Annotated in this window: 25 protein-coding genes; 20 read left to right on the forward strand and 5 right to left on the reverse strand. The window is 71.8% G+C overall.

Going from position 1 to position 25,066, the window contains the following annotated elements; all coding sequences use genetic code 11:
- The first annotated feature begins 29 nt into the window (after nucleotides 1–29).
- The 6 genes from alr to tsaD are packed head-to-tail and all read left to right on the forward strand — an operon-like array spanning nucleotide 30 to nucleotide 5,368.
- Complete coding sequence (gene alr, locus AAG827_RS00080; RefSeq protein ID WP_341923705.1) at nucleotides 30–1,229, forward strand: alanine racemase; 1,200 nt, start codon at nucleotides 30–32, stop codon at nucleotides 1,227–1,229.
- Nucleotides 1,226–2,314 (forward strand): alpha/beta hydrolase, encoded by a 1,089-nt coding sequence (locus tag AAG827_RS00085; protein ID WP_341923706.1) that lies wholly within the window; start codon nucleotides 1,226–1,228, stop codon nucleotides 2,312–2,314. Before alr ends, AAG827_RS00085 begins: the two co-directional genes overlap by 4 nt.
- On the forward strand, nucleotides 2,311–3,204 hold the full coding sequence (gene tsaE, locus AAG827_RS00090) for a tRNA (adenosine(37)-N6)-threonylcarbamoyltransferase complex ATPase subunit type 1 TsaE (protein WP_341923707.1): 894 nt from the start codon (nucleotides 2,311–2,313) through the stop codon (nucleotides 3,202–3,204). Before AAG827_RS00085 ends, tsaE begins: the two co-directional genes overlap by 4 nt.
- A gap of 22 nt (nucleotides 3,205–3,226) precedes the next feature.
- Complete coding sequence (tsaB, locus tag AAG827_RS00095) at nucleotides 3,227–3,862, forward strand: tRNA (adenosine(37)-N6)-threonylcarbamoyltransferase complex dimerization subunit type 1 TsaB (RefSeq protein ID WP_341923708.1); 636 nt, start codon at nucleotides 3,227–3,229, stop codon at nucleotides 3,860–3,862.
- Entirely contained in the window at nucleotides 3,859–4,317 is a 459-nt protein-coding gene (gene rimI / locus AAG827_RS00100) for a ribosomal protein S18-alanine N-acetyltransferase (RefSeq protein WP_341923709.1), read from the forward strand. Before tsaB ends, rimI begins: the two co-directional genes overlap by 4 nt.
- Nucleotides 4,318–4,321: 4 nt before the next feature.
- Nucleotides 4,322–5,368 carry a tRNA (adenosine(37)-N6)-threonylcarbamoyltransferase complex transferase subunit TsaD gene (gene tsaD, locus AAG827_RS00105; protein ID WP_341923710.1) on the forward strand — a complete coding sequence of 349 codons (1,047 nt, stop codon included), beginning with the start codon at nucleotides 4,322–4,324 and terminating at the stop codon, nucleotides 5,366–5,368.
- Nucleotides 5,369–5,438: 70 nt separating this feature from the next.
- Here the strand turns inward: tsaD and AAG827_RS00110 are convergent, their stop codons facing one another.
- Nucleotides 5,439–6,740: a hypothetical protein gene (locus AAG827_RS00110; protein ID WP_341923711.1), complete on the reverse strand. Its 1,302-nt coding sequence runs from the start codon at nucleotides 6,738–6,740 to the stop codon at nucleotides 5,439–5,441.
- Entirely contained in the window at nucleotides 6,737–7,216 is a 480-nt protein-coding gene (locus AAG827_RS00115; RefSeq protein WP_341923712.1) for a hypothetical protein, read from the reverse strand. The genes AAG827_RS00110 and AAG827_RS00115 overlap by 4 nt, the downstream gene beginning before the upstream one ends.
- 148 nt (nucleotides 7,217–7,364) lie before the next feature.
- On the opposite strand from AAG827_RS00115, the gene AAG827_RS00120 reads away from it, so the two are divergent.
- Nucleotides 7,365–7,973 carry a hypothetical protein gene (locus AAG827_RS00120; protein ID WP_341923713.1) on the forward strand — a complete coding sequence of 203 codons (609 nt, stop codon included), beginning with the start codon at nucleotides 7,365–7,367 and terminating at the stop codon, nucleotides 7,971–7,973.
- Between the two features lie 18 nt (nucleotides 7,974–7,991).
- Here the strand turns inward: AAG827_RS00120 and AAG827_RS00125 are convergent, their stop codons facing one another.
- Both AAG827_RS00125 and AAG827_RS00130 read right to left on the reverse strand, forming a co-directional pair.
- Entirely contained in the window at nucleotides 7,992–9,233 is a 1,242-nt protein-coding gene (locus AAG827_RS00125; RefSeq protein WP_341923714.1) for a hypothetical protein, read from the reverse strand.
- Nucleotides 9,230–9,757 carry a SigE family RNA polymerase sigma factor gene (locus tag AAG827_RS00130; RefSeq protein ID WP_341923715.1) on the reverse strand — a complete coding sequence of 176 codons (528 nt, stop codon included), beginning with the start codon at nucleotides 9,755–9,757 and terminating at the stop codon, nucleotides 9,230–9,232. The genes AAG827_RS00125 and AAG827_RS00130 overlap by 4 nt, the downstream gene beginning before the upstream one ends.
- 197 nt (nucleotides 9,758–9,954) lie before the next feature.
- On the opposite strand from AAG827_RS00130, the gene AAG827_RS00135 reads away from it, so the two are divergent.
- Both AAG827_RS00135 and AAG827_RS00140 read left to right on the forward strand, forming a co-directional pair.
- Entirely contained in the window at nucleotides 9,955–11,055 is a 1,101-nt protein-coding gene (locus tag AAG827_RS00135) for an S-(hydroxymethyl)mycothiol dehydrogenase (protein WP_341923717.1), read from the forward strand.
- A complete protein-coding gene (locus tag AAG827_RS00140; RefSeq protein WP_341923718.1) occupies nucleotides 11,055–11,687 on the forward strand; it encodes an MBL fold metallo-hydrolase in 633 nt (210 codons plus the stop codon). Before AAG827_RS00135 ends, AAG827_RS00140 begins: the two co-directional genes overlap by 1 nt.
- 20 nt (nucleotides 11,688–11,707) lie before the next feature.
- On the opposite strand, the gene AAG827_RS00145 is transcribed toward AAG827_RS00140, so the two are convergent.
- Nucleotides 11,708–12,868: a class I SAM-dependent methyltransferase gene (locus AAG827_RS00145; protein ID WP_341923719.1), complete on the reverse strand. Its 1,161-nt coding sequence runs from the start codon at nucleotides 12,866–12,868 to the stop codon at nucleotides 11,708–11,710.
- Between the two features lie 71 nt (nucleotides 12,869–12,939).
- On the opposite strand from AAG827_RS00145, the gene AAG827_RS00150 reads away from it, so the two are divergent.
- The 11 genes from AAG827_RS00150 (at nucleotide 12,940) to AAG827_RS00200 (ending at nucleotide 25,048) form a co-directional block, all read left to right on the forward strand.
- Complete coding sequence (locus AAG827_RS00150; protein ID WP_341923720.1) at nucleotides 12,940–13,959, forward strand: hypothetical protein; 1,020 nt, start codon at nucleotides 12,940–12,942, stop codon at nucleotides 13,957–13,959.
- Nucleotides 13,960–14,164: 205 nt separating this feature from the next.
- On the forward strand, nucleotides 14,165–14,458 hold the full coding sequence (groES, locus tag AAG827_RS00155) for a co-chaperone GroES (protein WP_309648777.1): 294 nt from the start codon (nucleotides 14,165–14,167) through the stop codon (nucleotides 14,456–14,458).
- 78 nt (nucleotides 14,459–14,536) lie between these two features.
- The gene (gene groL, locus AAG827_RS00160; protein ID WP_341923721.1) at nucleotides 14,537–16,162 is read left to right on the forward strand and encodes a chaperonin GroEL; all 1,626 of its coding nucleotides are present in this window, start codon (nucleotides 14,537–14,539) and stop codon (nucleotides 16,160–16,162) included.
- A gap of 166 nt (nucleotides 16,163–16,328) precedes the next feature.
- Entirely contained in the window at nucleotides 16,329–17,237 is a 909-nt protein-coding gene (locus tag AAG827_RS00165) for a GNAT family N-acetyltransferase (protein WP_341923722.1), read from the forward strand.
- Nucleotides 17,238–17,403: 166 nt separating this feature from the next.
- Entirely contained in the window at nucleotides 17,404–18,906 is a 1,503-nt protein-coding gene (gene guaB, locus AAG827_RS00170; RefSeq protein ID WP_341923723.1) for an IMP dehydrogenase, read from the forward strand.
- A 10-nt stretch (nucleotides 18,907–18,916) separates the two neighbouring features.
- Entirely contained in the window at nucleotides 18,917–19,570 is a 654-nt protein-coding gene (locus tag AAG827_RS00175) for a TetR family transcriptional regulator (RefSeq protein WP_341923724.1), read from the forward strand.
- Nucleotides 19,571–19,614: 44 nt separating this feature from the next.
- The gene (locus AAG827_RS00180; RefSeq protein WP_341923725.1) at nucleotides 19,615–20,721 is read left to right on the forward strand and encodes a GuaB3 family IMP dehydrogenase-related protein; all 1,107 of its coding nucleotides are present in this window, start codon (nucleotides 19,615–19,617) and stop codon (nucleotides 20,719–20,721) included.
- Nucleotides 20,721–21,227, forward strand: a complete 507-nt coding sequence (rnhA, locus tag AAG827_RS00185) for a ribonuclease HI (protein WP_341923726.1) — start codon at nucleotides 20,721–20,723, stop codon at nucleotides 21,225–21,227. Before AAG827_RS00180 ends, rnhA begins: the two co-directional genes overlap by 1 nt.
- A 60-nt stretch (nucleotides 21,228–21,287) precedes the next feature.
- Nucleotides 21,288–22,421 carry a phosphotransferase family protein gene (locus AAG827_RS00190; RefSeq protein ID WP_341923727.1) on the forward strand — a complete coding sequence of 378 codons (1,134 nt, stop codon included), beginning with the start codon at nucleotides 21,288–21,290 and terminating at the stop codon, nucleotides 22,419–22,421.
- 3 nt (nucleotides 22,422–22,424) lie between these two features.
- Nucleotides 22,425–23,546 (forward strand): hypothetical protein, encoded by a 1,122-nt coding sequence (locus AAG827_RS00195; protein WP_341923728.1) that lies wholly within the window; start codon nucleotides 22,425–22,427, stop codon nucleotides 23,544–23,546.
- A gap of 56 nt (nucleotides 23,547–23,602) precedes the next feature.
- Entirely contained in the window at nucleotides 23,603–25,048 is a 1,446-nt protein-coding gene (locus AAG827_RS00200; RefSeq protein WP_341923729.1) for an aldehyde dehydrogenase, read from the forward strand.
- Nucleotides 25,049–25,066 lie beyond the last annotated feature (18 nt).

Below are 25,066 nucleotides of genomic sequence, written 5' to 3' on the forward strand. Positions count from 1 at the left end.
CGGCACCCGAGATGGAAGAATCGCCGACCATGACCCCCGCCCGCGCCGAGATCGTCGTCGACCTCGCCGCGATCCGGCACAACGTGCGGGTCCTCCAGGAGACCTCCGGCGTCGAGGTGATCGTCGTGGTCAAGGCCGACGGCTACGGCCACGGCATGGTCGAGGTGGCAGGCGCCGCCCGGGACGCCGGTGCCACCTGGTTGGCCGTCGCGACGCCCGACGAGGCGCTCGCGCTGCGCGCCGCCGGCGACACCGGCCGCCTGCTGTGCTGGCTCACCGTGCCGGGAGAGCCCTACGCCGAGGCCATCGCCGCCGACATCGACCTCACCGCCTACTCCGTGGCCGAGCTCGACGAGATCGCTGCCGCAGCCGAGTCCGTCGGACGCCCCGTAGGGCGCCCCGACGGGCGCCCCGCCCGCGTCCAGCTCAAGGTCGACACCGGCCTGTCGCGCGGAGGCGCCCCTCGCGAGGCCTGGGTCGACCTGTTCGCGCGCGCCCGTGCCGGTGAGGAGTCCGGCCACTGGCGGGTCACCGGCATCTGGTCCCACCTCGCCTGCAGCGACGAGCCCGAGCACCCGGCCAACGACCAGCAGGAGCTGGCCTTCCGCGATGCGCTGGCCCTCGCGGACGAGGCGGGGCTGCGCCCGGAGCTGCGTCACCTGGCCAACTCGGCGGCGGCGATCCTGCGTCCCAGCGCGCGGTTCGACGCCGTCCGTTGCGGCATCGCGTCCTACGGTCTCGACCCCGCACCCGGACACACGCCCGACCTCGGCCTGGTCCCCGCCATGACCGTCCGCGCGAGCCTCGCCCTGGTCAAGACGCTGGCCGTCGGCGACAGCGTCTCCTACGGCCACACCTGGACGGCCCCGGCGCCCACGACCGTCGGCCTCGTGCCCGCCGGCTACGGCGAGGGCGTGCCGCGCCACGCGAGCGGCGTCGCCTCGGTGGGCGTCGCCGGGATCCAGCGACCGATCCGCGGTCGGGTCTGCATGGACCAGTTCCTCGTCGACCTCGGACCCGAGGACCACAGCACCCCCCACGCCGGCGACGAGGTCCTCCTCCTCGGCCCCGGGCGCCACGGCGAGCCCACCGCGCAGGACTGGGCCGAGGCGTGCGACACCATTAGCTACGAGATCGTCACCAGGATCGGAGGCCGCATGACACGCACCCACGTCGACAGCGACACCGAGAACGCGCACGACACCGTGAGCCGGGACGAGACCCGATGAGCGCCGCAGGACGCATCGCCGGTGCCGCCGCCGGCGCCCTCGGCGTCGTCCTCGCCGGCACGGCGTTCGGCGTCGCCCGCCGCAGCCGGGCGATGGGCGAGCGCTCGGTCACCGACGCGGACTTCGGCTCCCTGCGTTCCACCCCGGTCACGGTGGTCGCCGAGGACGGCGTCCCCCTCCACGTGGAGGTCGACGAGGCCGCCGAGCCCGAGCAGGAGCCCAAGCGGCGCTGGCGGCGTGGCCGGCCCGACCCCGAGGTGACCGTCGTGTTCGCCCACGGCTACTGCCTCAACCTCGACTCCTGGCACTTCCAGCGCGCGGCCTACCGCGGTCTGGTCCGCACCGTGTTCTACGACCAGCGCTCGCACGGCCGGTCGGGGCGATCGCCGCGGCACAATGCCACCATCGAGCAGCTCGCGCGCGACCTCAAGCAGATCCTCGAGGAGGTCGTGCCCGAGGGCCCGGTGGTGCTGGTGGGCCATTCCATGGGCGGGATGACGATCGTGGCCCTCGCCGAGCAGTTCCCCGAGCTGGTGGGGGAGCGCGTCGTCGGCGTCGGTCTCGTCTCGACCACCGCCGGAGGGCTCGACGTCGGGCGCATCCTGCTGCCGATGGTGCCCGGACGCCTCGGCGGCCGTGTCACGCACCAGGCCGTCAAGACGCTGCACCGCGGCCACCTGGCCGTCGACGGGCTGCGCCGGGCCGGACGCGCGATCGCGATGGTCGCGACCGACCTGTTCGCCTTTGGCGACGAGGTGCCCACCTCCTACGTGGAGTTCGTCGACGACATGCTCTCCGAGACGCCGTTCGAGGTGGTGGCGGAGTTCTTCCCGAGCTTCAGCCGGCTCGACAAGTTCCACGCCGTCGAGGTCCTCTCCCGGGTGCCGACCGCGATCCTCTGCGGCACCGCTGACCGGCTGACCTCCATCGGCCACAGCCGCAAGCTCCACCAGCGCATCGCCGGCTCGCGCCTGCTCGAGTGCGAGGGTGCCGGCCACATGCTCCCCATCGAGAGGCACGACCAGGTGACCGCCGAGCTCGACCAGCTGATCACGGCCGCCACCGCGCGGGCGGCGCAGCGGTGAGCCTCAGCGTCCGTCGCGTCGGCCACGAGTCGGCCGAGGTGGTCCACCACATCATCCGCGAAGCCTTCGGCAACCGGCCCGCGCTCGACCCGCCCGCCGACGCCCTGCTCGAGACGGTCTCGTCGATCGCCACCCGCCTGGCCCTCAACGGCGGCCTGGTGGCCCGGGTCGACGGCGAGCCCGTCGGCACCCTCCTCTTCGACCCCGTCGGCGACACCGTCTACCTGCGCCGCTTCGGCGTGCTGCCGGCTGCGCAGGGCCACGGCGTGGCCGCGGCTATGGTCGACACCGCCGTCGAGGCGTGGATCGGGCGCGCCCGGCTCACGGTGGTGGCCCGCGAGGAGCTGCCCGCCAACATCGCCTTCTGGGAGCGTCGCGGCTTCGCCCAGGCCGACCGCCGCACGCCGTACGTCGAGCTCTCGCGCCCGCTCCCGCGTCTCTACGACGTGCCCACCGCCGACGACATGCGCGCGCTGGGCGCCAGCATCGGCGCCGACCTGCGCCCCGGCGACCTGCTCGTGCTCTCGGGCGGACTCGGGGCCGGCAAGACCACCTTCACCCAGGGGCTGGGCGAGGGCCTCGGTGTTCGCGGGGGCGTCACGTCGCCCACCTTCGTCATCGCACGCGTCCACCCCTCGCTGCGCGGTGGTCCTGACCTGGTGCACGTCGACGCCTACCGTCTCGGCGGCATGGCCGAGCTCGACGACCTCGACCTCGACACCTCCCTCGACCAGGCCGTCACGGTCGTCGAGTGGGGGGAGGGGATGGCCGAGACGCTGTCCGACTCCCGCCTCGAGGTGCGCATCAGCCGCTCCGACGAGGAGGCCGAGGGCGACCTCGACCCGCGCCACGTGGAGGTCGTCGGCATCGGCACCCGCTGGGTGTCCTGACCGGCGCGGCTACCCTCGTCCCGTGCTCCTCACGTTCGACACCGCCTCACCCACCGTCAGCGTCGCGCTGCACGACGGGGAGGACGTGGTCGTCGAGCTCGTGTCCGACCTGGCGATGAAGCACGGCGAGCAGCTGGCACCCCTCATCGAGCAGGCCATGGCCCGGGCCGGGATCGTCCGCCAGGACCTCACCGCGATCGGTGTCGGCGTCGGGCCGGGCCCCTTCACCGGGCTGCGCGTCGGACTCGTGACTGCCCGCACGCTCGGCTTCGTCCTGGAGATCCCCGTCTACGGCGTCTGCTCCCTCGACGTCCTCGCCGCGGAGGCCGCCGCCACGCTCGGCGGCCGCGACTTCGTCGTCGCGACGGACGCCCGCCGCAAGGAGGTCTACCTCGCGGCGTACGACGCCGACGGCGCCCGCCTCACCGGGCCGGTCGTCGACAAGCCGGCGACCCTGGCCACCGACCTCCCGGTGGTCGGTGAGGGCGGGACGCTCTACCCCGACGACTTCCCCCGCCACACCGGGCCGGCGCGGCCGAGCGCCGGCTGGTTGGCCCGCGTGGTGAGCGAGGAGCTCGCCGAGCTCTACGACCCCGAGCCGATGTACCTCCGCCGACCCGATGCCGAGGCGCCCCGCTCGCCGAAGAAGGTCTCGTGATCCGCAGCGCCACCGCGGGTGACGTCACGGCGATCGCCGACCTCGAGGACGAGGCCCTGGGCATCGACGCCTGGTCGGAGGGACTCGTCAGGGAGGGCGTCCTCGGTGCCCTGCCGACCATCCACTACCTCGTCGCCGAGCAGGACGGCGTGCTGGCCGGCTACGCCGTGGCTAGCGTCGTCGCCGACATCGCCGAGCTCCAGCGCATCGCCGTGCAGCCCGGCCTGCGCCGCGGCGGCCATGCCTCGGCCCTCCTCGAGCAGGTCGTCACGCTCGCCCGTGACGGCGGGGCCGACCGGGTGCTGCTCGAGGTGCGCGAGACCAACGCCCCGGCGCTGGCCTTCTACGCGAGCCGCGACTTCGTCGAGGTCGACCGTCGCCCCCGCTACTACCGCGACGGGTCGACCGCCGTGGTGATGCGACGTGCGCTCGGTCCGGCCTGCGGGGGAGGATGAGCGCGTGAAGCACGAACCCCTCGTCCTCGGCATCGAGACCTCGTGCGACGAGACCGGTGTCGGGATCGTCCGCGGCCACACGCTCCTCGCCGACGCCGTCGCGAGCAGCGTCGAGGAGCACGCCCGCTTCGGCGGCGTCGTGCCCGAGGTCGCCAGTCGCGCCCACCTCGAGGCGATGGTGCCCACCATCGAGCGCGCCTGCGACACCGCCGGGATCGCGCTGCGCGACGTCGACGCGATCGCGGTGACCAGCGGGCCGGGCCTCGCCGGTGCCCTCCTCGTGGGTGTCGCGGCCGCCAAGGCGCTCGCCCTCGGGCTCGGCAAGCCGATCTACGGCGTCAACCACCTGGCTGCGCACGTCGCCGTCGACCAGCTCGAGCACGGACCGCTGCCCGAGCCGTGCCTGGCGATGCTCGTCAGCGGGGGCCACTCCAGCCTGCTGCGCGTCACCGACGTGACGGTCGGGGTCGACCCGATGGGTGCCACCATCGACGACGCGGCCGGGGAGGCCTTCGACAAGGTCGCCCGGCTCCTGGGCCTGCCTTTCCCGGGAGGCCCGCACATCGACCGGGTCGCTCGTGAGGGCGACAGCGTCGCGATCGACTTCCCGCGTGGTCTCTCGAGCCGTCGCGACCTCGAGCGGCACCGCTTCGACTTCTCGTTCTCCGGCCTCAAGACCGCGGTGGCCCGCTGGGTCGAGGCGCGCGAGCGCTCCGGCGAGCCCGTCCCCGTCAACGACGTGGCCGCCAGCTTCCAGGAGGCCGTCTGCGACGTCCTGGTGCGCAAGGCGCTCGACGCCGCGTCGAGCGAGGGCATCGAGGACCTGCTCATCGGAGGCGGCGTGGCCGCCAACTCACGGCTGCGGGCGATGGCCGAGGAGCGGGCCGCCCGGCTGGGCATCCGGGTGCGGGTCCCGCGGCCCGGCCTGTGCACCGACAACGGCGCCATGGTGGCCGCGCTCGGGGCCGAGATGGTGGCGCGAGGGCGCACCCCGTCGTCCCTCGGCCTGCCCGCCGACTCGAGCCTCCCGGTCACCACGGTCCTGGTCTGACGCTCGAGGAGGCCCTGCCCGTCGGGCAGGGCCTCCTCGTGTCGACCGGTCCGTGGACCTCGTCGCTGCGTCAGTCGATGACGCCGGGAGCGGCATCGGCGTCGTCGATCCAGTCCTGGCCGTCGTCGAAGAGGTCGCGGTCCGCGCCGCGTCCGTCCTTGTCCTTGCCGCCTCGGCGACCGGCAGCCGCTCCGGCTCCTGCTGCGGCCTTGCCGCCACGTCGTCCGCCTGCGCCACCACCGGCGCCGGCTGCTCCGCGTCCACCGGCCCCGCGACCACCGGACGCACCGCGCCCGGCGCCACCACCCGGCGTACGCGCTCCGGAGCCGCGACCCGTGGCGCTCCCGGGGCTGGCCGCCCCGCGACCCAGGGCTCCGGGCGCTCCGGCACGGCCCGTGCTGCCAATCGGTCGGACGGCGGACGCTCCGGCGCTGCTCGGGGAGGAGAGCGCACCGCGGATGCCCTGCAGGGCGGCACCCGCCAGCCCACCGCCGGCGATCGCGCCGATCGAGGGCCCGACGAGGCCACCGGAGGGGGCGACGGTCGAGACACCGGTCGGGCCGAGGGTCGGCACCTCCGACACCGGGGTCGGGACGGGGGTGGGCACGGGCGGGAGCGGCTCGACCACCGGGATCGGCGTGGGGGGCAGCGGGGGCAGCGGCGTGAGGGTGCAGATCGGCGTCTCCGTCTCCGGGGGCCGCGGCGGTCGCGGCGGTCGCGGGTCGTCGGGGTCACCGACCACGACCACCCCTCCGGTGGGCGGACGACGCGTGCCGGGAGGGGGCGACGTGGTCGGCGGGGTGGACGTGCCAGGGCCGTCGCTGTCGCCCGGTGGAGCGAAGCTCTCGCCGTGGATCTGCTGCATGGTCTTGGTGGACTCGGCGAAGTCGGTGTCGATGCGGTCGGCCCACTGGCGCGCGATGTTCTCGCGCGAGTTGAAGGAGCCGGTGAACGCGTCGACCAGCTCCTGGTGGTCCGACGCGGCCGTCACGTCGGCGTCGTCCTGGGGGCCGGGCTGAGGGTGGTAGGGACCGGGGTCGGGCGCCTGGGGGAAGAAGCGGTTCATCTCCGACTGTCCGACCTGGGCCGCCATGATCGCGTTGGAGGCGACACCGAGCGCCTCGCTGCCGCGGGCCAGGTCCTGCGACTTTCCGCGCATGCCCTCGGCCGACATGCGGAAGGCCTTGGCCATGGCCGGACCGGTCTGGCCGCCGATCGTCTTCTCCGCCGCAGCCGCCTTCTCGAGGGCGTCCGCGACGTTGTCGAGCAGCTCGGAGCAGCGAAGCCACTCGATGGAGCCGTTGCCGATGGCGACGTCGGAGGCGCCGGCCAGGGCCTTCTCGAGCCGCTGCTGCTGAGGACCGGTGATCATCGGCTGCCCCCCGTGGGCACGTTGCAGCTGGTGTTGGTCGTGACGTCCGGCTGGGCCAGGCACGGGACGAACGAGTCGATGACCGACTGGATCCCGCGCGAGTCCTCCCCGGAGACGACGTCCGCCGTCTCGACTCCCGTCACGTAGGTGTCGATGCCCTCACGGAAGCCGCTCAGGCCCGTGACCATGTCGGTCATGGCGTCGCGGACCTTGCCGTGGGCCACATCGGTGTGGAAGGCGAGCATGGAGCCCCACTCGGATCCCCCGAACGCCGTCTGACGGACCGGTTCGAGGGGGAGGGCGAGCCCGTCGATGCTGCTGTCGAGGATGCTGACGATGGCCTTGATCGTGGCCTCGTCGACCTCGATGCCCTGCAGCATGCCTTGGATCGCGTCGACGGTGATCGCGACCGTCGCCCCGTCAGATGCGCTGGTGATGGCCGTCGTGGCCGTCGTGTAGTCCTGCTCGTCCGCCATGAGACGCTCCACTCCTGCGGGCTCGGTCTTTACCTTGCCCCAGCGGCTTACCCGCGCCCCCGCGCGCCCAAACATCCCTCTGCGGCGTGCGGTAGAGCCGTTATCGTGGCCTCGCACCAACCGCCCCACCCCTGTCGAGGAGCACGTCGTGAAGCGCAGTCTCGGGTCCCTGTCCCTGTGTGCCGTCCTGGCCCTCACCTCCGCCTGCTCAGGCGAGGACGACCCCGCCCCGGGCGCCGGAGGCACCGCCTCCACCCCGGAGGAGAGCGCTCCCTCCTCGGACGAGCCGACGGCCGAGGCGTCCCCGGAGCAGCCGGCGACCCCGGAGGTCGAGGCGGCCTCGGGTCCCGACCTCACGCAGACCAACCTGTCGGTCCGCGCGCCCGAGGGCTGGACGCTGACGCGGGAGGGCGATCCCTTCTCGGGGCAGGCCAGTGAAGGCCTGTCCTCGATCTTCGTGACGGAGATCGAGGACCTCGGTGACGGGGTCCTGTCGATCCAGCAGCAGGCGGAGATCGCGCAGAACGGGGGCGCCTACCTCACCAGGCCGAAGATCCTCGACCCCGTGGAGATCGATGGCCGCGAGTGGTACCACCTCGCCGGACCGACCGACCGGATCCGCCATCTCGACGCCTTCGGGACCTCCGAGGACGGGCTCTCCTACGCGGTCGACATCTCCCTCAACCTTGCCACCTTCACCCCCGCCCAGCGCCAGGAGCTGGTCGACTCGGTGCTGGCCTCGATCAGCATCGGCTGATCGGCTGCCGGCGACGGCTCAGTAGCCGTCGAGCAGGACGTGCGTGGGACTCATGTCGTCGCCACCCTGGTCGGAGCGTGAGGTGAGCCGCTCCGAGCTGCCGTCGGCGCCGAGCCTCCAGATGCTGGATCCGCGGCTGTCGAGCACCAGGGCGAGCAGCGTCTCGTCGTCGAGCCAGGTCTCGGTGACGACCACGCCCTCGGCGGGGTCGAAGCGCGCCACCTCCTGCTCGGTGGCCGTGTCCAGCAGCGCGACGTAGGCGTTGCCCGGGCCGTCGAGGTAGGCGTGCGTGGTGGCGACGAGCGACCCGGAGGGGTTGAGGTCGAGCAGGAAGCGGTCGCAGGTGTCCCAGAGGTACGCCGCCGAGGTGACGTCGTAGAGCCCGTTGCAGGAGCCCAGGTCCTGGGAGGCCTGCTGCACCGTGACCAGGCCGGCGTCCGAGGCGTCGCTGACCGCGACGCCGGGCACGTCTCCCGGGACCACGGGCTCGTCGGTGCCGGCCGAGGAGGCGACGCGCGGCGGGCTCACGCCGTCGCCGGTGTTGTAGAGCACCCGGCACTCGTCCTCGGGGCCGCACGTCGGTCCACCGACGATCGCGACCGGGTCGACGGCGATGATGCCCACGGACAGCCCCGAGGCGATCGCCGCGCGGCCGTCGGCACCCGCGGTGGGGTCCCACATCGTCATCAGGTCGCCGTCGGGCTCCACGAAGGCGACCACCGTCCGGTCATCGTTGACGGCTATCCCCGACGTGATCTCGATCGACTCGCCGACCTCACCGGCGGGGGAGACGACGTCGATGAAGTGACGGCCGGTGTCGTCGTCGTTGCGGACGCCGAGCAGGCTCCCGCCGAGGACGGCGCCGCCGCGGTAGGCGGTGTCGAGGGTGACGGTGGTGCCGTCGGGGTGCACCCAGGTGGTCCCGTCGAGGTAGTCGATGCCGATCGCGTCGGCGGTCGGGACGGGGGCGGGGGTGACGCCGTCGGTGGCGCGGGTCGGCGGGGCCGAGGGCGAGGTGGACGAGGTCGCCGGGCCCGGCGTCGAGTCGGTGTCACCCAGGCCCTGCCCGGAGACCACCGCGATCGGGACCACCACCGCGGCGCTGGCGAGGACGGCGCCGGCCACGGCCAGCCGGCGGGTGCGCCGGATGGAGCCGGCACGGCCCTTCACCTGGTCCAGCGAGAACGGGGCGTCGTCGAGACGGCGGGCGCGCTGGTCCAGCTCCTCGCTCATCCGGGACTCCCAGTCGTGGTCGCTCATCGGTCCTCCTCCCGCTGCGCGGGGTCTAGGTCTGCGGGGACGCGGTCGCGCAGGGTGGCGATCGCGCGGCTGCACTGGGACTTGACGGTGCCGACCGAGATGCCGAGCAGGTCGGCGGTCTCGGCCTCGGTCAGCTGCTCGTAGTAGCGGAGCACCACGACCGCGCGGGCCTTGGGCGGCAGGGACTGCACGACCGCCCAGAGCGCGGCGCCCTGCCCGTCGTCGTAGGCGTCGGTGACGGGCGCGTCGGGGAGCACCTCGGTGGCGAACTCACGCTTGCGCCAACCGCGTCGCCACAGCGAGTTGTTCTCGTTGACCATGATCCGGCGGACGTAGGCATCGACCGAGTCGCGGTCGCGGACCTTGTCCCAGGCGAGGTAGAGCTTGGCGAGCGACGTCTGGAGGACGTCCTCGGCCTGGTGCTTGTCGCCGGTCAGCAGGTAGGCGGTGCGCAGCAGGCTCGGCTGCCGGGCATGGAGGTAGGCCGTGAACTCGGCGTCGCGCGCCTCGGCCCTGGCACCCATCTGCCCAGTGTGGCCTGCGCCCCGTGCCGGGGGCTGCAGCGTCGCGGTCGAGTGCTTCACGTGTCCAAGACGCGAGGTCGCTCCCGATGGTTGCAATCTCGGTCACGGAGATTTCCCTGCCCGCCGACACGGCGCCAACCAGAGCATCAATACGGTGTGGACGAACCAACTCGAGAGTCGAAGACGAAGGGGACACCATGCAGCAGGTCAAGGCGGTCGTCGCGCTGTCCAAGGGAGCACCGGTCGAGGTCGTGACGATCAACGTCCCGGACCCCGGTCCGGGCGAGGCGGTCGTGAAGGTGCAGGCGTGCGGCGTGTGCCACACCGACCTGCACTACCGCGAGGGCGGGATCAACGACGACTTCCCGTTCCTCCTGGGCCACGAGGCGGCCGGGATCGTCGAGGCGGTCGGCGAGGGCGTCACCTCGGTCGCTGCCGGCGACTTCGTGATCCTCAACTGGCGCGCGGTGTGCGGTGACTGCCGCGCCTGCAACCGCGGCGAGCCGCAGTACTGCTTCGCCACGCACAACGCCACGCAGAAGATGACCCTCGAGGACGGCACGGAGCTGTCGCCGGCCCTGGGCATCGGCGCCTTCGCCGAAAAGACCCTGGTCGCTGCCGGGCAGTGCACCAAGGTCGACCCGTTGGCCCGGCCGGCCGCCGTCGGTCTCCTCGGCTGCGGCGTGATGGCCGGCCTCGGTGCCGCGATCAACACCGGCAACGTCACCCGCGGCATGTCCGTCGCCGTCATCGGCTGCGGCGGCGTGGGTGTCGCCGCGATCGCCGGCTCGGCGCTGGCCGGTGCGTCGCCGATCATCGCGGTCGACATCGACGCCAAGAAGCTCGAGCAGGCGCAGAAGATGGGCGCCACGCACGTCGTCAACTCCTCCGAGACCGACCCCGTCGAGGAGATCAAGCGCATCTGCGCCGAGACCTACGACGGCGCCGAGGGTGCCGACGTGGTCGTCGAGGCCGTCGGTCGCCCCGAGACCTGGAAGCAGGCGTTCTACGCCCGCGACCTGGCCGGCACCGTCGTCCTCGTCGGCGTGCCCACCCCCGACATGAAGGTGCCCGAGCTGCCGCTGATCGACGTCTTCGGTCGTGGTGGCTCGCTCAAGTCCAGCTGGTACGGCGACTGCCTGCCGTCCCGCGACTTCCCGATGCTCGTCGACCTCTACCAGCAGGGTCGCCTCGACCTCGACGCATTCGTGACCGAGGAGATCGGCATCGGCGACGTGGAGGCCGCCTTCGAGCGGATGCACCACGGCGACGTGCTGCGCTCGGTCGTGATCATCTGATGGCCGGCCCGACCAGGATCGACCACGCGGTCTCGTCCGGCATCTTCAGCCTCGACGGCGAGACCCACCAGGTCGACAACAACATCTGGGTGGTCGGCGACGACACCGAGTGCGTCGTCATCGACGCCCCGCACGACGTCGACGACATCCTGGCGCTGGTGGGGGACCGCACCGTCAAGGCGATCCTGTGCACCCACGCGCACGACGACCACGTGCGCGTGGCCCCCGCGCTGCGGGTGGCCGTCAACGGGGGCTCGGGTGCGCCGATCATGCTGCACCCGGCCGAGAAGCCGCTGTGGGAGCTGACCCACACCGACGAGCTGTGGGACCTCGACCTGGCCGACGGCGTCGAGCTCACGGTCGGCGGCACCACGCTGCAGGTGCTGCACACGCCCGGGCACGCCCCGGGCGCGGTGTGCTTCTTCGCCCCCGACCTCGGCTGCGTCTTCACCGGCGACACCCTCTTCAACGGTGGCCCGGGAGCGACCGGTCGCTCCTTCAGCGACGCCGACCTGATCGTGGAGTCGATCCGGGCCAAGCTCTTCGGCCTGCCCGACGACACTGTCGTCCACACCGGTCACGGCGACGACACCACGATCGCGGCCGAAAAGGCCACGATCGGCCTGGGCTGAGGGCTGAGCCCTCAGCAGGATCAGAACGGCTGGACCAGCAGGCAGGTGCCCTGGCCGGCGACACGGGTGAGCACGATCGTGCCCTCGTCGTCACCGGCCAGGGCGAGCCGCTTGCGCAGCTGCTCGGGCACGACGTCGACGCCGCGCTTCTTGATGGTGAGCCGGCCGATGCCGCGCTCGCGCAGGGCCGCCCGGAGCGGCTTCTCGCGGTAGGGCAGCTCCTCCAGCACCCGGTAGCCCCGGGCGAAGGGCGTCTGGAAGGACGCGTCGGAGGTGACGTAGGCGATGTGCTCGTCGACCAGCCCACCGCCGACACCCGCCGCGACCGCGGTGACGAGGCCGGCCCTGATCACGGCGCCGTCGGGCTCGTAGAGGAAGCCCCCCACCTCCCGCACCTCGCCGCCAGGGTCGTCCTCATCGGTGAGCGTGGCCAGCCCGCCGTCACCGATGACGGTCGCGCGGCGACGGGTCGTGGCGAGGCGCCCGGACCAGAGCGCGGCCTCCTTCACCTCGCCGTGGTCACTGACCCACTCGGCCTCGACGCCGTCGGGCACCAGGTCGTGGGGGATGCCGGGGGCGACCTTGACGCAGGAGTCGCGACGCAGGAGCCCCTCGACGAAGGGCCACGGCGGCGTCCAGTCGTCGACGTCGAAGGACCGGCCGCGGGCCGAGCGCCTGGCCGGGTCGGCGAAGGCGACGTCGAAGGGGGAGGTGTCGAGCTGGGTCGCGTCGGCGACGCCGACCGCGCCCGAGAGCTCCAGGGCCGCCAGGTTGGCCTCCGCCACCGCGACCCGGACCGGGTCGAGGTCGACCCCCGCCACGACGATGCCGACCTTGGAGGCGGCCACGAGGTCACCGCCGATGCCGCAGCCGAGGTCGATCAGCGAGGCGGTGCGGAAGGCGGCGAGGCGTCCGGCGCGGTGGCTGGCCACGACGGCGCGCGTGGCCTGCTCGAGGCCGTCGGGCGTGAAGTACATCAGCGCGGCCTCGTCGCCGAACTTGGCCTGCGCCCGTCGTCGGAGCCGCGCCTGGGTCAGGGCGGCGGCGGCGTGCTCCGCGCCCGCCGTACGGCGCAGGGTGGTCTGGGCGCGCAGCGGGTCCTCGTCGGCGAGCGGGGTCGCCTGCGCGAGCAGGCGCTGACCGTCGTCGGTCAGGAGCCAGCGGAAGGCGTCGAGGTCCACGCGGTGATCCTGTCAGGCCCGCAGGTGCGCCGACGGTTTGGTCCGGTCGGCAGGGCGGAACGCTCCGGAGCATGCTGCGACCCCTCCTGCTCTCGCTCGCCCTCTCGCTGGTGCTCACGTCCTGCACGGGAGGCGACGGCTCCGAGGACGACCTCCGCGCGGCGTCCGTGGGCACCGTGCTGCCGGTCGGGCTGCCCGGCTCGATCGAGGGGCGGCACAGCTACGTCGTGCTGCCCACCTCCCGCTACGACTTCCTCGTGAGCACCCCCCGGACCAGCGTGGACACGATCACGGCCGGCGACGCGGGCATCAGCCCGGAGGCGAAGGAGGGCACGCAGTTCGTCCTGGTGGAGTGGAGCCTGTCCGGCGTGCCGGGCGACACCTTCGTCATGGAGCCACCCGCTGACGTGTCGCCGCAGCTGACGCTGCTCGCCGACGGTGAAGCGCACGACCTCGGCGCGCTGGACCAGGAAGGCATCTCGGCGGCGGCCGTCGTGGTCGCGGCCGACGTCGACGACGTGTCCCTCGAGATCGAGTACGACGGCCTCACCCAGGTCATCGAGGACGCCTACGGCGACACCCGGGCCGACGGGCCGAACGCGCTCTACCACGAGGCGGTGCGACTCGGTCTCACCCAGTGCCCGCCGTCCCCTCTCTCGGGTGACGACCCCCGGGTCCTGTTCTTCGGCACCGAGGTCACGGGCCGGGTCGCCACGCCCGTGCCCTACTACGGACCCCTGGGCTGGGCGCAGCCCGGCCGCGAGTGGGTGGTGGCCCGAGTGTCCACGCGCGCGCCCCTCGCCGGATGGAACGGGCGCGACTACGTCTCCTACGAGACGACCTCCGACGTGCGCGTGAGGCTCGACGGTGCTGCGCCGGTCGAGCTGTTCCCGGCCGAGGAGGGGGACGTCGCCGGTCCGCACGACGACGGGTCCTGGTCGGCGGTCGCCGTGTTCGACGTGGAGGAGATCGGCGGCGACGGCCCGCTGGACGTGCGGCGGGTGCTGGTCGCCACCCCTGAGGACGACGACGAGGCGGTCGCGGCCGGAGCGCCGCGGGAGATCCGACGGGTCCAGACCTGCACCCTCTGAGGCCGGCTTTCCCGGACCGCTGCTGGCACTCCTCCGGGGTGAGTGCTAGTTTCTGATTGGCACTCTCACCACGAGGGTGCCAGAGCTTGCAGGCGTAGTGCGACCCCCGCGACGGCGTACCGCTCCGAGCAAGCCCCAACGTGGGGAGGACGCCGTCCTCCCAGTCAGATCAACCCCAGAGTCAGAGAAAGTGGAGGTCGGCATCGTGTCGGTCAACATCAAGCCTCTCGAGGACCGGATCGTCGTCAAGCCCCTCGAGGCCGAGCAGACCACGGCCTCGGGCCTGGTCATCCCGGACACCGCCAAGGAGAAGCCCCAGGAGGGCGAGGTCCAGGCGATCGGCCCCGGCCGCGTCGACGACAACGGCAACCGCGTCCCGCTGGACGTCGCTGTCGGTGACAAGGTCATCTACAGCAAGTACGGCGGCACCGAGGTCAAGTACGCCGGCCAGGAGTTCCTCATCCTGTCCGCCCGCGACGTCCTCGCCGTCGTTTCCTGATTTTCACCGGGTCGTGTGCCTGAGGCCGTGCTGACGCGCGCTCTCCGGCACACGACCCGAACTCATTGAAGGAGCACCATGCCCAAGATCCTGGAGTTCGACGAGAACGCCCGCCGCAGCCTCGAGCGCGGCGTCGACGCTCTCGCCAACGCCGTCAAGGTGACGCTCGGCCCCAAGGGCCGCTACGTCGTCCTCGACAAGAAGTGGGGCGCCCCGACGATCACCAACGACGGCGTGACCGTCGCTCGTGAGATCGAGCTGGACGACCCGTTCGAGAACCTCGGCGCCCAGCTGACGAAGGAGGTCGCCACCAAGACCAACGACGTCGCAGGTGACGGCACCACCACGGCCACCGTGCTGGCGCAGGCGATGGTCCACGAGGGCCTGCGCGCCGTCGCCGCCGGCGCCAACCCGATGAGCCTCAAGCGAGGCATGGACAAGGCCACCGCCGCTGTCGGCGAGGCCCTGCGCGAGGCCGCCCGCGACGTCGACTCGGTCGAGGACATGGCCTCCGTGGCCACGATCTCCAGCCGTGACGCCCACATCGGTGACCTGCTCTCGCAGGCCTTCGACAAGGTCGGCAAGGACGGTGTCATCACCGTCGAGGAGTCCAACACCATGGGCACCGAGCTGGACTTCACCGAGGGGATGCAGTTCGACAAGGGCTACATCTCGGCCTACTTCGTCTCCGACCCGGAGCGCATGGAGGCCGTCCTCGACGACCCCTACATCCTGCTCCACCAGGGCAAGATCTCGGCGATCGCCGAGCTGCTGCCGCTGCTGGAGAAGGTCATCGCCGCCGGCAAGCCGCTCTTCATCCTCGCCGAGGACGTCGACGGCGAGGCCCTCTCGACGCTGGTCGTCAACAAGATCCGCGGCACGTTCAACGCCGTCGCGGTCAAGGCACCTGCCTTCGGCGACCGCCGCAAGGCGATGATGCAGGACATCGCCACCCTCACCGGTGGCCAGGTCATCGCTCCCGAGGTCGGCCTCAAGCTCGACCAGGTCGGGCTCGAGGTGCTGGGCCAGGCCCGTCGTGTCGTCATCACCAAGGACGACACCACGATCATCGAGGGCTCCGGCGACGCCACCGAGGTCGAGGGTCGCGTCAACCAGATCAAGGCCGAGATCGAGAACACCGACTCCGACTGGGACCGCGAGAAGCTCCAGGAGCGCCTCGCCAAGCTCGCCGGCGGCGTGTGCGTGATCAAGGTCGGCGCTCACACCGAGGTCGAGCTCAAGGAGAAGAAGCACCGCATCGAGGACGCCGTCTCCGCGACGCGCGCCGCGATCGAGGAGGGCATCGTCGCCGGTGGCGGCTCCGCCCTCATCCACGCGGTGAAGGTCCTCGAGGGCGACCTCGGCCTGACCGGTGACGAGGCCGTCGGCGTGCGCATCGTGCGCAAGGCCGCCGACGAGCCGCTGCGCTGGATCGCCGAGAACGGCGGTGTCAACGGCTACGTCGTCACCACCAAGGTCCGCGAGCTCGGTGTCGGCAACGGCTACAACGCCGCGACCGACTCCTACGGCGACCTGGTCGCCCAGGGCGTCCTGGACCCCGTCAAGGTCACCCGCTCGGCCCTCGTCAACGCCAGCTCGATCGCGGGCATGCTGCTCACGACCGAGACGCTGATCGTCGAGAAGCCGGAGGAGCAGGACGACGCTCCCGCTGCCGGCGGTCACGGTCACGGCCACGGCCACTGATCCATCGGTTCCACCCGCTCCACCCGCCGACCCGTCACAGACCCTGTGGCGGGTCGGCGTCATTTCGTCCAGACCCGTCGGAGACCGTCGCCCTGACCGGACATCTGTTGCACGCAGGAAACACGGGCGACGTGGATCGGCAACGCCGTCGGGAGACGCTGGGGCCATGTTGTGGAGAGTGCGTGCGACCCTGCCCGAACGACCTGGCGCCCTGGCGGCACTGGCTGCCGAGTGCGGTGCTGCGGGGGTCAACATCCTCGGTGTCCAGGTGTTCCCGGGCGTCGAGGCCGTCACCGACGAGCTGGTGCTCAGCACGCCGGACGCCTGGCAGGAGTCCGACATCAGCGACCTGGTGGGCCGGGCCGGAGGGGAGTCGGTGAGCGCAGCCGTCTGCACGGAGGCGGCCCTGACCGACCAGCCCACCCGCTACGTCCAGGCGGCGCGCGCGATCCTCGACCGGCCCTCGTCGTTCCCGGAGGTCGTCGCGGCGCTCTTCGACGCCGACGTGGAAGCGACGGGCACCGCCCAGGACGTCATGGACATGACCGTCGGCGAGGTGCAGGTGCAGATCCGACGCAGCGCGCCCTTCACGGCCACCGAGCACGCCCGCGGGATGGCCATGGCCGAGCTGGTGAGCGACGTGCTGGGCCGTGAGCCGCACCCGCATCCCGCGGTGGTCATCTCCGACAGCAGGCGCCTGGGCACGGGCGGCAGCACGCCGGCCTACGGCGTCGAGGGTCGCTCGGTCGTCGCGACGATCGACGACGTGACGGTCGGGGTCGCCACCGTGCTGCCGGCCGACCCGGCCGAGCCCGGGACGCACGCGGTCGAGCTCGAGGTCGACCCCGCCTGGCAGCGACGCGGGATCGGCACTCGGCTGCTCAGCGACTCGGCCCGGCTGGCCACGGCCCTCGGCGCCGAGGCCGTGCTGCTCACCACGCGCTCGGACAACCAGGCGGTCATGCCGATGGTGATGGCGTCGGGGCTGCGCGGGCGCATCCGCATGGCCGGCGACGTGCTGACGGTGCGGATCGGCGTGCGCGACCTCAAGCCGTTGGCGCTCTGCGGGCCCTGACCCACGGGCACAGGACCGGTGCGCAGGCGCCGTTCACGACCCCCGCAGGTGCCGATCCTCAAGAAGCCTGCTAGGCGCTATGAAGCAGCCGTTAAGTCTGGAGCAGCAGACCATGGTGGGCGGACGTTGGGGCTCGAAGTCGAGGAACGGACACTAGACTGCGAGGGTGGAACTCCCCGACAAGTTCGCCGCTCTGGGCCTGACGTACGACGACGTCCTCCTGCTGCCAGGACACTCCGACCTGGCGCCCGACGAGATCGACACGACCTCCAGGCTCACCCGTGAGCTGTCCCTGAAGGTCCCGCTCATCAGCGCCGCCATGGACACCGTCACCGAGTCGCGCATGGCCATCGCCATGGCCCGCGAGGGCGGCATCGGGGTGCTGCACCGCAACCTCTCGATCGAGGACCAGGCCTACCAGGTCGACCTCGTCAAGCGCACCCAGACCGGCATCATCTCCAACCCGGTCACGATCGGCCCGGACGCGACGCTGGAGGACCTCGACCAGCGGTGCGGCGAGTACCGCGTCTCCGGCCTGCCCGTCGTCGACACCGACGAGCGGTTGCTCGGCATCATCACCAACCGCGACCTGCGGTTCACCCCGGTCGCGGAGTGGGCGACCACCAAGGTCGACGAGGTGATGACCCCGATGCCGCTGATCACCGGTCCGGTCGGCATCTCGCGTGACGAGGCCACCCTGCTGCTGCGCAAGCACAAGCGGGAGCGGCTCCCGCTCGTCGACGACCAGGGCCGCCTCGCGGGGTTGATCACGGTCAAGGACTTCGTGAAGTCCGAGCAGTTCCCCCACGCGTCCTACGACGCCGACGGGCGCCTGCTCGTGGGTGCCGCCATCGGCTACTTCGGTGATGCCTGGCAGCGTGCCACCACCCTGATCGAGGCCGGGGTCGACGTGCTCGTCGCCGACACCGCCCACGGCTACGTCCGCATGCTGCTGGAGATGGTCGAGCGGCTGAAGAACGACCCGGCCACCCGCCACGTGCAGGTGATCGGCGGCAACGTCGCCACCCGCGAGGGCGCCCAGGCGTTCGTCGACGTCGGTGCCGACGCGGTCAAGGTTGGGGTCGGACCCGGGTCGATCTGCACCACCCGGGTCGTGACCGGGGTCGGCGCCCCGCAGGTGACTGCGGTCTACGAGGCGTCCTTGGCGGCCAAGCCCGCGGGCGTGCCGGTCATCGCCGACGGCGGCATGAAGCACTCCGGCGAGATCGCCAAGGCGCTGGTCGCCGGTGCCGACACCGTCATGCTCGGCTCGCTTCTCGCCGGCTGCGACGAGAGCCCGGGCGAGCTGGTCTTCGTCAACGGCAAGCAGTTCAAGTCCTACCGCGGCATGGGTTCGCTGGGCGCGATGTCGAGCCGAGGCAAGAAGTCCTACTCCAAGGACCGCTACTTCCAGGCCGAGGTCTCCAGCGACGACAAGATCGTGCCCGAGGGCATCGAGGGCCAGGTCGCCTACCGCGGCCCCCTGGGTGCCGTGGCCCACCAGCTCATCGGCGGGCTCAACCAGTCGATGTTCTACGTCGGCGCCCGCACCATCCCCGAGCTCCAGGAGAAGGGCCGCTTCGTGCGCATCACGTCGGCGTCCTTGACCGAGAGCCACCCGCACGGCGTCCAGATGACGGTCGAAGCCCCCAACTACTCGGGGAGATGAGACGAGCCAGATGAGCTCGCACCGGGTCCGGCGGCCCTACGACAACACCAAGCGGCAGCAGGCCGCCGAGGAGCGTCAGCAGCGCATCCTCGACGTCGCGTCGCGACGTTTCGTCGAGCTCGGGTGGACCCGCGCCACCATCGCCGACATCGCGGCCGGCGCCGAGGTGTCCGAGGAGCTGGTCCTCAAGCGCTTCGGGAGCAAGGTCCGCCTGCTCCTGACGGCCTTCCGTCGGGCCGGCTTTGGACCCAACCCCGACCTCGACGCGGCCGTCGAGACACTCGGCCTCGAGGACCTCGGCACGGTCGAGGAGCGGATCGAGGCCCTCGTCAGCTTCGCCACGGCCGCGCTCGCCGGCCTCGCACCGCTGGTCCCCGCCCTCAAGCACGCGGCCGACGCCGACCAGGAGGCCGCGGACGTCGTCAAGGGGCTGCAGCAGGGCCGCCTCGCGACGTCGCGACGGATGGCGGCGCTGCTGCTCGGCGTCGACGAGGAGGTCGTCGACACCCACGAGGGGCTCGCGGAGACGATCTACGCGCTCACGACGGGCGAGTGCTACCTGGCGTTCACCGTCGAGCTCGGTCGCCCCGCGTCGACGTACGCCGTGTGGTTGCGCAACGGCCTGCACGACATCGTCCGGCGCTACGGCTACAGCAGCGACTGACGCGCCGAGGTGGGGCGGGGCGCCGGCTCTAGTAACCTTCGCCGGTGACCGAGATCGAGATCGGACGCGCCAAGCGCGCCCGCCGTGCCTTTTCCTTCGACGACATCGCCATCGTGCCGTCGCGCCGCACGCGTGACCCCGAAGAGGTCAGCATCGACTGGCAGATCGATGCCTACCGCTTCTCGCTGCCGGTCCTCGCGGCCCCGATGGACTCGGTCATGTCACCCGACACCGCGATCGCCCTGGGGCGCTTCGGCGGCCTGGGCGTCCTCAACCTCGAGGGCCTCTGGACGCGCTACGAGGACCCGCTCTCGCTGCTCGATGAGGTCTCCGGGCTGCGCGGCATCGACGCGACCGCACGGATGCAGGAGATCTACACCGAGCCCGTGAAGGCCGAGCTGATCAACGAGCGGCTGCGCGAGGTGCGCGAGGCCGGCGTCACGGTCGCCGGGTCGCTCTCCCCGCAGCGCACCAAGGAGTTCGCCAAGGTCGTCGTCGACGCCGGCGTGGACATGTTCGTCATCCGGGGCACCACGGTCAGCGCCGAGCACGTCTCCTCGCAGGCAGAGCCGCTCAACCTCAAGGAGTTCATCTACGAGCTCGACGTGCCGGTCATCGTGGGCGGCTGCGCCACCCACCAGGCGGCGCTGCACCTGATGCGCACCGGCGCGGCCGGGGTGCTCGTGGGCTTCGGTGGGGGAGCGGCCCACACCACCCGCACCGTGCTCGGTGTCGCGGTCCCCATGGCGTCCGCGGTCGCCGACGTGGCCGCCGCCCGGCGTGACTACCTCGACGAGTCCGGTGGTCGCTACGTCCACGTCATCGCAGACGGCTCCATCGGCAAGTCGGGCGACATCGCCAAGGCCATCGCCTGCGGCGCCGACGCCGTCATGGTCGGGTCGCCGCTCGCACGGGCCACCGACGCCCCCGGGCGCGGTTTCCACTGGGGTGCCGAAGCCCACCACGCCGACCTCCCGCGCGGGCAGCGCGTCGAGTTCGAGCAGGTCGGCAGCCTGGAGGAGATCCTCTTCGGTCCCTCGCGCGTCGCCGACGGCACGATGAACCTCATCGGCGCGCTGAAGCGCGCGATGGCCACCACCGGCTACACCGACCTCAAGGAGTTCCAGCGGGTCGAGGTCGTCGTCGAGTAGTGAGCACCGTCCCCGAGTCCGCACGTGCTGCGGGCGGACCTCCCGTCGTCATCCACACCGACGGCGCCTGCATCCCCAACCCCGGCCCGGGCGGGTGGGGCGCGATCCTGCGTCAGGGCAGCCACGAGCTGGAGATCTGCGGCGGCGAGGCCGGCGAGACGACCAACAACCGCATGGAGCTGATGGCCCCGATCCGGGCGCTGGGCATGCTCAAGCGCCGCTCGGTCGTCGAGATCCACACCGACAGCACCTACGTGCGCAACGGCATCATGACGTGGGTCCAGGGGTGGTCCCGCAACGGCTGGAAGACCTCGGCCAAGCAGCCGGTGAAGAACGTCGACCTCTGGCAGCTGCTCGTCGCGGCCTGCGAGGAGCACGACGTCGCGTGGCACTGGGTCAAGGGCCACGCCGGTCATCCCGACAACGAGCTGGCCGACCGGCTGGCGGCCCGCGGCCTCACCGAGGCCGTCGAGGCCGCGCGCAACCCGGGAGCCGTTGACAACTAGAACACGTTCCAGTGATGCTGACACCTGTCAAGTTGAGACCTACGTCACAGGAGCCAGCGCGTGACCCAGGCACCCCCGCCCGCAGACATGAAGCTCCAGCGCTCGAGCCGGGACGCCGCCACGGTGCCCGCGCTCCTGGCCGACTGGCTGGCCACCCTGCTGCCGGCCGGGGCCGACCCGCAGGTGGTCCTGCACTCCGGCATCGACGCCAATGGGATGTCGTCGGAGACGATGATCCTCGACGCGACCTGGACCGAGGACGGCGAGCCGCGACACGGTGAGTACGTCGCCCGCGTGGCGCCGGCCGCCGCCGACTTCCCGGTGTTCCCGTCCTACGCCCTCCAGGAGCAGTACGACGCCATGCGGCTCGTCGGTGAGCTCACCGACGTGCCCGTTCCCGCCGTGCGCTGGATGGAGCCGACCGGCACGGTGCTCGGGACGCCGTTCTTCCTGATGGACCGCGTCGACGGGGTGATCCCGCAGGACGTGCTGCCCTACAACTTCGGCGACAACTGGCTCCACGACGCCGACCACGCCGACCAGCGTCGACTGCAGGACCGCACCGTGGAGGTGATCGCCGCGCTGCACGCCATCCCCGACGCCGGCTCGACGTTCGCCTTCCTGGACCCGCACCAGCCGGGGGAGACGCCGCTCGCGCGCAACCTGGCCCGCACCCGGGCGTGGTACGACTTCGCGGTCGCCGACATCGGCCGCTCGCCGCTGGCCGAGCGTGGCCTGGCGTGGCTCGAGGAGCACCTCGCCGAGGCCGAGACCGGTGAGACCGTGCTGTGCTGGGGCGACTCGCGCGTGGGCAACGTGATCTACCGCGACTTCAGCCCCGTGGCCGTCCTCGACTGGGAGATGGCCGCGATCGGTCCGCGGGAGCTCGACCTGTCGTGGATCGTCTTCGCCCACCGGGTCTTCGAGTCGATCACCGGCATGCTCGAGCTGCCCGGGATGCCGCACTTCCTCCGGGAGGAGGACATCGTCGCGACCTACGAGCAGGCCAGCGGCACCACGGTCGGCGACCTCACCTGGTACCACGTCTACAACGCCGTGCAGTGGTGCATCGTCTTCATGCGCACCGGCGCCCGGTCCATCCACTTCGGCGAGATCGAGCGCCCCGACGACATCGAGACCCTGATGCACCACAAGCCGCTGATGGAATCGATCCTCGACGGGGCGGGTGCCTGAGCCATGGTCGGACCGCTCGACGAGTACCCCATCCACCAGCTGCCGCTGCCCGTCACCTGGGCCGGCTCCAGCGACCGCAACTTCTACGACCGCTGCTACTTCAACGCCCACGACCGCACCGGCGACATCTTCGTCATCACCGGCGCCGGCTTCTACCCCAACCTCGGCACCAAGGACGCCTTCGTCCTCGTGCGCCGCGGTGACGAGCAGACCGCGGTGCACCTCTCCGACGCGATCGACCCGCACGGCAACGACCGGCTCGACCAGCACGTCGGTGCCTACCGGATCGAGGTCGTCGAGCCGCTGCAGAAGCTGCGCCTGGTGCTCGAGGAGACCGACGGCATCGCGATGGACCTCACCTGGGAGGGTCTCTTCCCCGTGCTCCAGGAGGAGCGGCACGTCATGCGTGCCGAGTCGCGCGTGACGCTGGACGCCCAGCGCTTCGCCCAGGTCGGCACCTGGGAGGGCACGCTCAGCATCGACGGGACCGACGTCGCGGTCACGCCCGACACCTGGATCGGCACCCGTGACCGCTCCTGGGGCATCCGACCCGTCGGCGAGGCCGTGCCGGCCGGCGCACCGCTCGTCCCGGAGTTCGAGGGGATGTGGTGGCTCTACGTCCCGATGGCCTTCGAGGACTTCGCGATCATCCTGATCCTCCAGGAGGACCCGTCCGGCTACCGGGGGCTCAACGACTGCACGCGGGTCTGGAAGGACGGGCGGGTCGAGCAGCTCGGCTGGCCGCACGTGACGGTCCACTACGCCTCGGGCACCCGGGTCCCGACCGGCGCGACCATCACCTGCACGACTCCTCGCGGCGAGACCCTGCGACTCGAGGTCGAGTCCAAGCTGGCCGTGCCGCTGCACGTCGGTGGTGGTTACGGCGGTGACTCCGACTGGACCCACGGCATGTGGAAGGGCCCGGCGTTCACCGAGCGGCTGACCTACGACATGGTCGCCGCCGACGTCGCCGGCCGCGTCATGTTCGGCGTGATCGACCACGTCGGCCGGGCCACCTGCGAGGGCCCCGACGGCACCGCCGAGGGCTGGGGGCTCTTCGAGCACGGCGCCCTCGGCCGGCACGACCCCAGCGGCTTCGCCGACTGGTTCACCCTCGCCCCCTGACCCTGCACCTGACCCCGTGCCCTGCCCCTGATGCAGCCCCACCTGAGGAGACACCCGTGACTCTCGACCGCGACGCGTTCTACATCGACGGCGGCTGGGCCGCCCCGGTCGGCAGCGACCTGCTCCAGGTCGTCTCGCCGCACAGCGAGGAGGTCGTGGCGACCGTCCCCGAGGGCAGCGTCGGCGACATCGACGCCGCCGTCGCCGCCGCCCGCCGCGCCTTCGACGAGGGGCCGTGGCCGCGGATGTCGCCGGCCGAGCGGATCGCGGTGATCGAGGCCTTCTCGATGCTCTACGCCGGGCGGCTGGGCGAGATGGCCGACCTCATCACGACCGAGATGGGCTCGCCGACCTCGTTCGCCAACCTCGCGCAGGCGCCGGCGCCGTGGATGCAGATCGAGGCGTTCCTGACCATCGCGCGGGAGTATCCCTGGGAGTCGACCCGGGTCGGCAACCTCGGCACACCGGTGATGGTGCGCCACGAGCCGGTCGGGGTGGTCGCGGCGATCCCGCCGTGGAACGTCCCGCAGTTCACGATCATGTCCAAGGTCATCCCGGCGCTGCTCGCCGGCTGCACGGTCGTCGTCAAGCCCGCGCCCGAGACCCCGCTCGACACCTACCTGATGGCCGAGCTGCTCCAGGAGGCCGGCGTGCCGGCCGGCGTCGTCAACATCGTCACCGCCGGTCGCGAGGTCGGCGAGCACCTGGTCAGCCACCCCGGCATCGACAAGGTGGCCTTCACCGGCTCCACGGCCGCCGGTCGCAAGATCGCCGCGATCTGCGGCGAGCAGCTCAAGCGCGTGAGCCTGGAGCTGGGTGGCAAGTCGGCCGCGATCGTGCTCGACGACGCCGACCTCGCCAAGACCATCGAGGGGCTGAAGTTCACCGGCCTGATGAACTCCGGGCAGGCCTGCGTCGCCCAGACCCGGATCCTGGCCAGCCGCGCCAACTACGCCACCGTCGTCGACGCGCTCGCCGAGGCGGTCGGCGCGATGGTGGTGGGCGACCCCGCCGACCCGGCCACCGAGATCGGCCCGATGGTCGCGCAGCGGCAGCAGGAGCGGGTCGAGAAGTACATCGCGTTGGGCCAGGAGGAGGGTGCGCGCATCGTCACCGGCGGCAACGGCATGCCCGACGGTCTCGACCGGGGCTGGTACGTCCGGCCCACCGTCTTCGCGGACGTCGACAACTCCATGCGGATCGCGCAGGAGGAGATCTTCGGGCCCGTCCTCTCGGTCATCGCCTACGACGACGTCGACGACGCGGTGCGCATCGCCAACGACTCCGACTACGGGCTCGCCGGCACGGTGTGGACCGGTGACCAGGAGGCCGGTCTCGACGTCGCCCGCCGCGTCCGCGCCGGCACCTACGGCGTCAACACCTACACGATGGACTTCGCCGCGCCCTTCGGTGGCTTCAAGGCCTCGGGCATCGGTCGCGAGTTCGGCGCCGAGGGCCTGGGCCAGTACACCGAGCTGAAATCGGTGTACCTCGAGGGCTGAGCCGGAGACCATGGCGGC

It is taken from the genome of Nocardioides psychrotolerans (assembly GCF_943371775.1).
GTDB classification, from domain to species: Bacteria; Actinomycetota; Actinomycetes; order Propionibacteriales; family Nocardioidaceae; genus Nocardioides; species Nocardioides psychrotolerans_A.

What these genes read in the sequence shown, in the direction of transcription:
- alr (WP_341923705.1), top strand. Translation starts at nt 30, where the DNA reads ATGACCCCCGCCCGCGCCGAGATCGTCGTCGACCTCGCCGCGATCCGG.
- AAG827_RS00085 (WP_341923706.1), top strand. Translation starts at nt 1,226, where the DNA reads ATGAGCGCCGCAGGACGCATCGCCGGTGCCGCCGCCGGCGCCCTCGGC.
- AAG827_RS00110 (WP_341923711.1), bottom strand. Translation starts at nt 6,740, where the DNA reads ATGATCACCGGTCCTCAGCAGCAGCGGCTCGAGAAGGCCCTGGCCGGC.
- AAG827_RS00115 (WP_341923712.1), bottom strand. Translation starts at nt 7,216, where the DNA reads ATGGCGGACGAGCAGGACTACACGACGGCCACGACGGCCATCACCAGC.
- AAG827_RS00125 (WP_341923714.1), bottom strand. Translation starts at nt 9,233, where the DNA reads ATGAGCGACCACGACTGGGAGTCCCGGATGAGCGAGGAGCTGGACCAG.
- AAG827_RS00130 (WP_341923715.1), bottom strand. Translation starts at nt 9,757, where the DNA reads ATGGGTGCCAGGGCCGAGGCGCGCGACGCCGAGTTCACGGCCTACCTC.
- AAG827_RS00135 (WP_341923717.1), top strand. Translation starts at nt 9,955, where the DNA reads ATGCAGCAGGTCAAGGCGGTCGTCGCGCTGTCCAAGGGAGCACCGGTC.
- AAG827_RS00140 (WP_341923718.1), top strand. Translation starts at nt 11,055, where the DNA reads ATGGCCGGCCCGACCAGGATCGACCACGCGGTCTCGTCCGGCATCTTC.
- AAG827_RS00150 (WP_341923720.1), top strand. Translation starts at nt 12,940, where the DNA reads ATGCTGCGACCCCTCCTGCTCTCGCTCGCCCTCTCGCTGGTGCTCACG.
- groL (WP_341923721.1), top strand. Translation starts at nt 14,537, where the DNA reads ATGCCCAAGATCCTGGAGTTCGACGAGAACGCCCGCCGCAGCCTCGAG.
- AAG827_RS00165 (WP_341923722.1), top strand. Translation starts at nt 16,329, where the DNA reads ATGTTGTGGAGAGTGCGTGCGACCCTGCCCGAACGACCTGGCGCCCTG.
- AAG827_RS00175 (WP_341923724.1), top strand. Translation starts at nt 18,917, where the DNA reads ATGAGCTCGCACCGGGTCCGGCGGCCCTACGACAACACCAAGCGGCAG.
- AAG827_RS00195 (WP_341923728.1), top strand. Translation starts at nt 22,425, where the DNA reads ATGGTCGGACCGCTCGACGAGTACCCCATCCACCAGCTGCCGCTGCCC.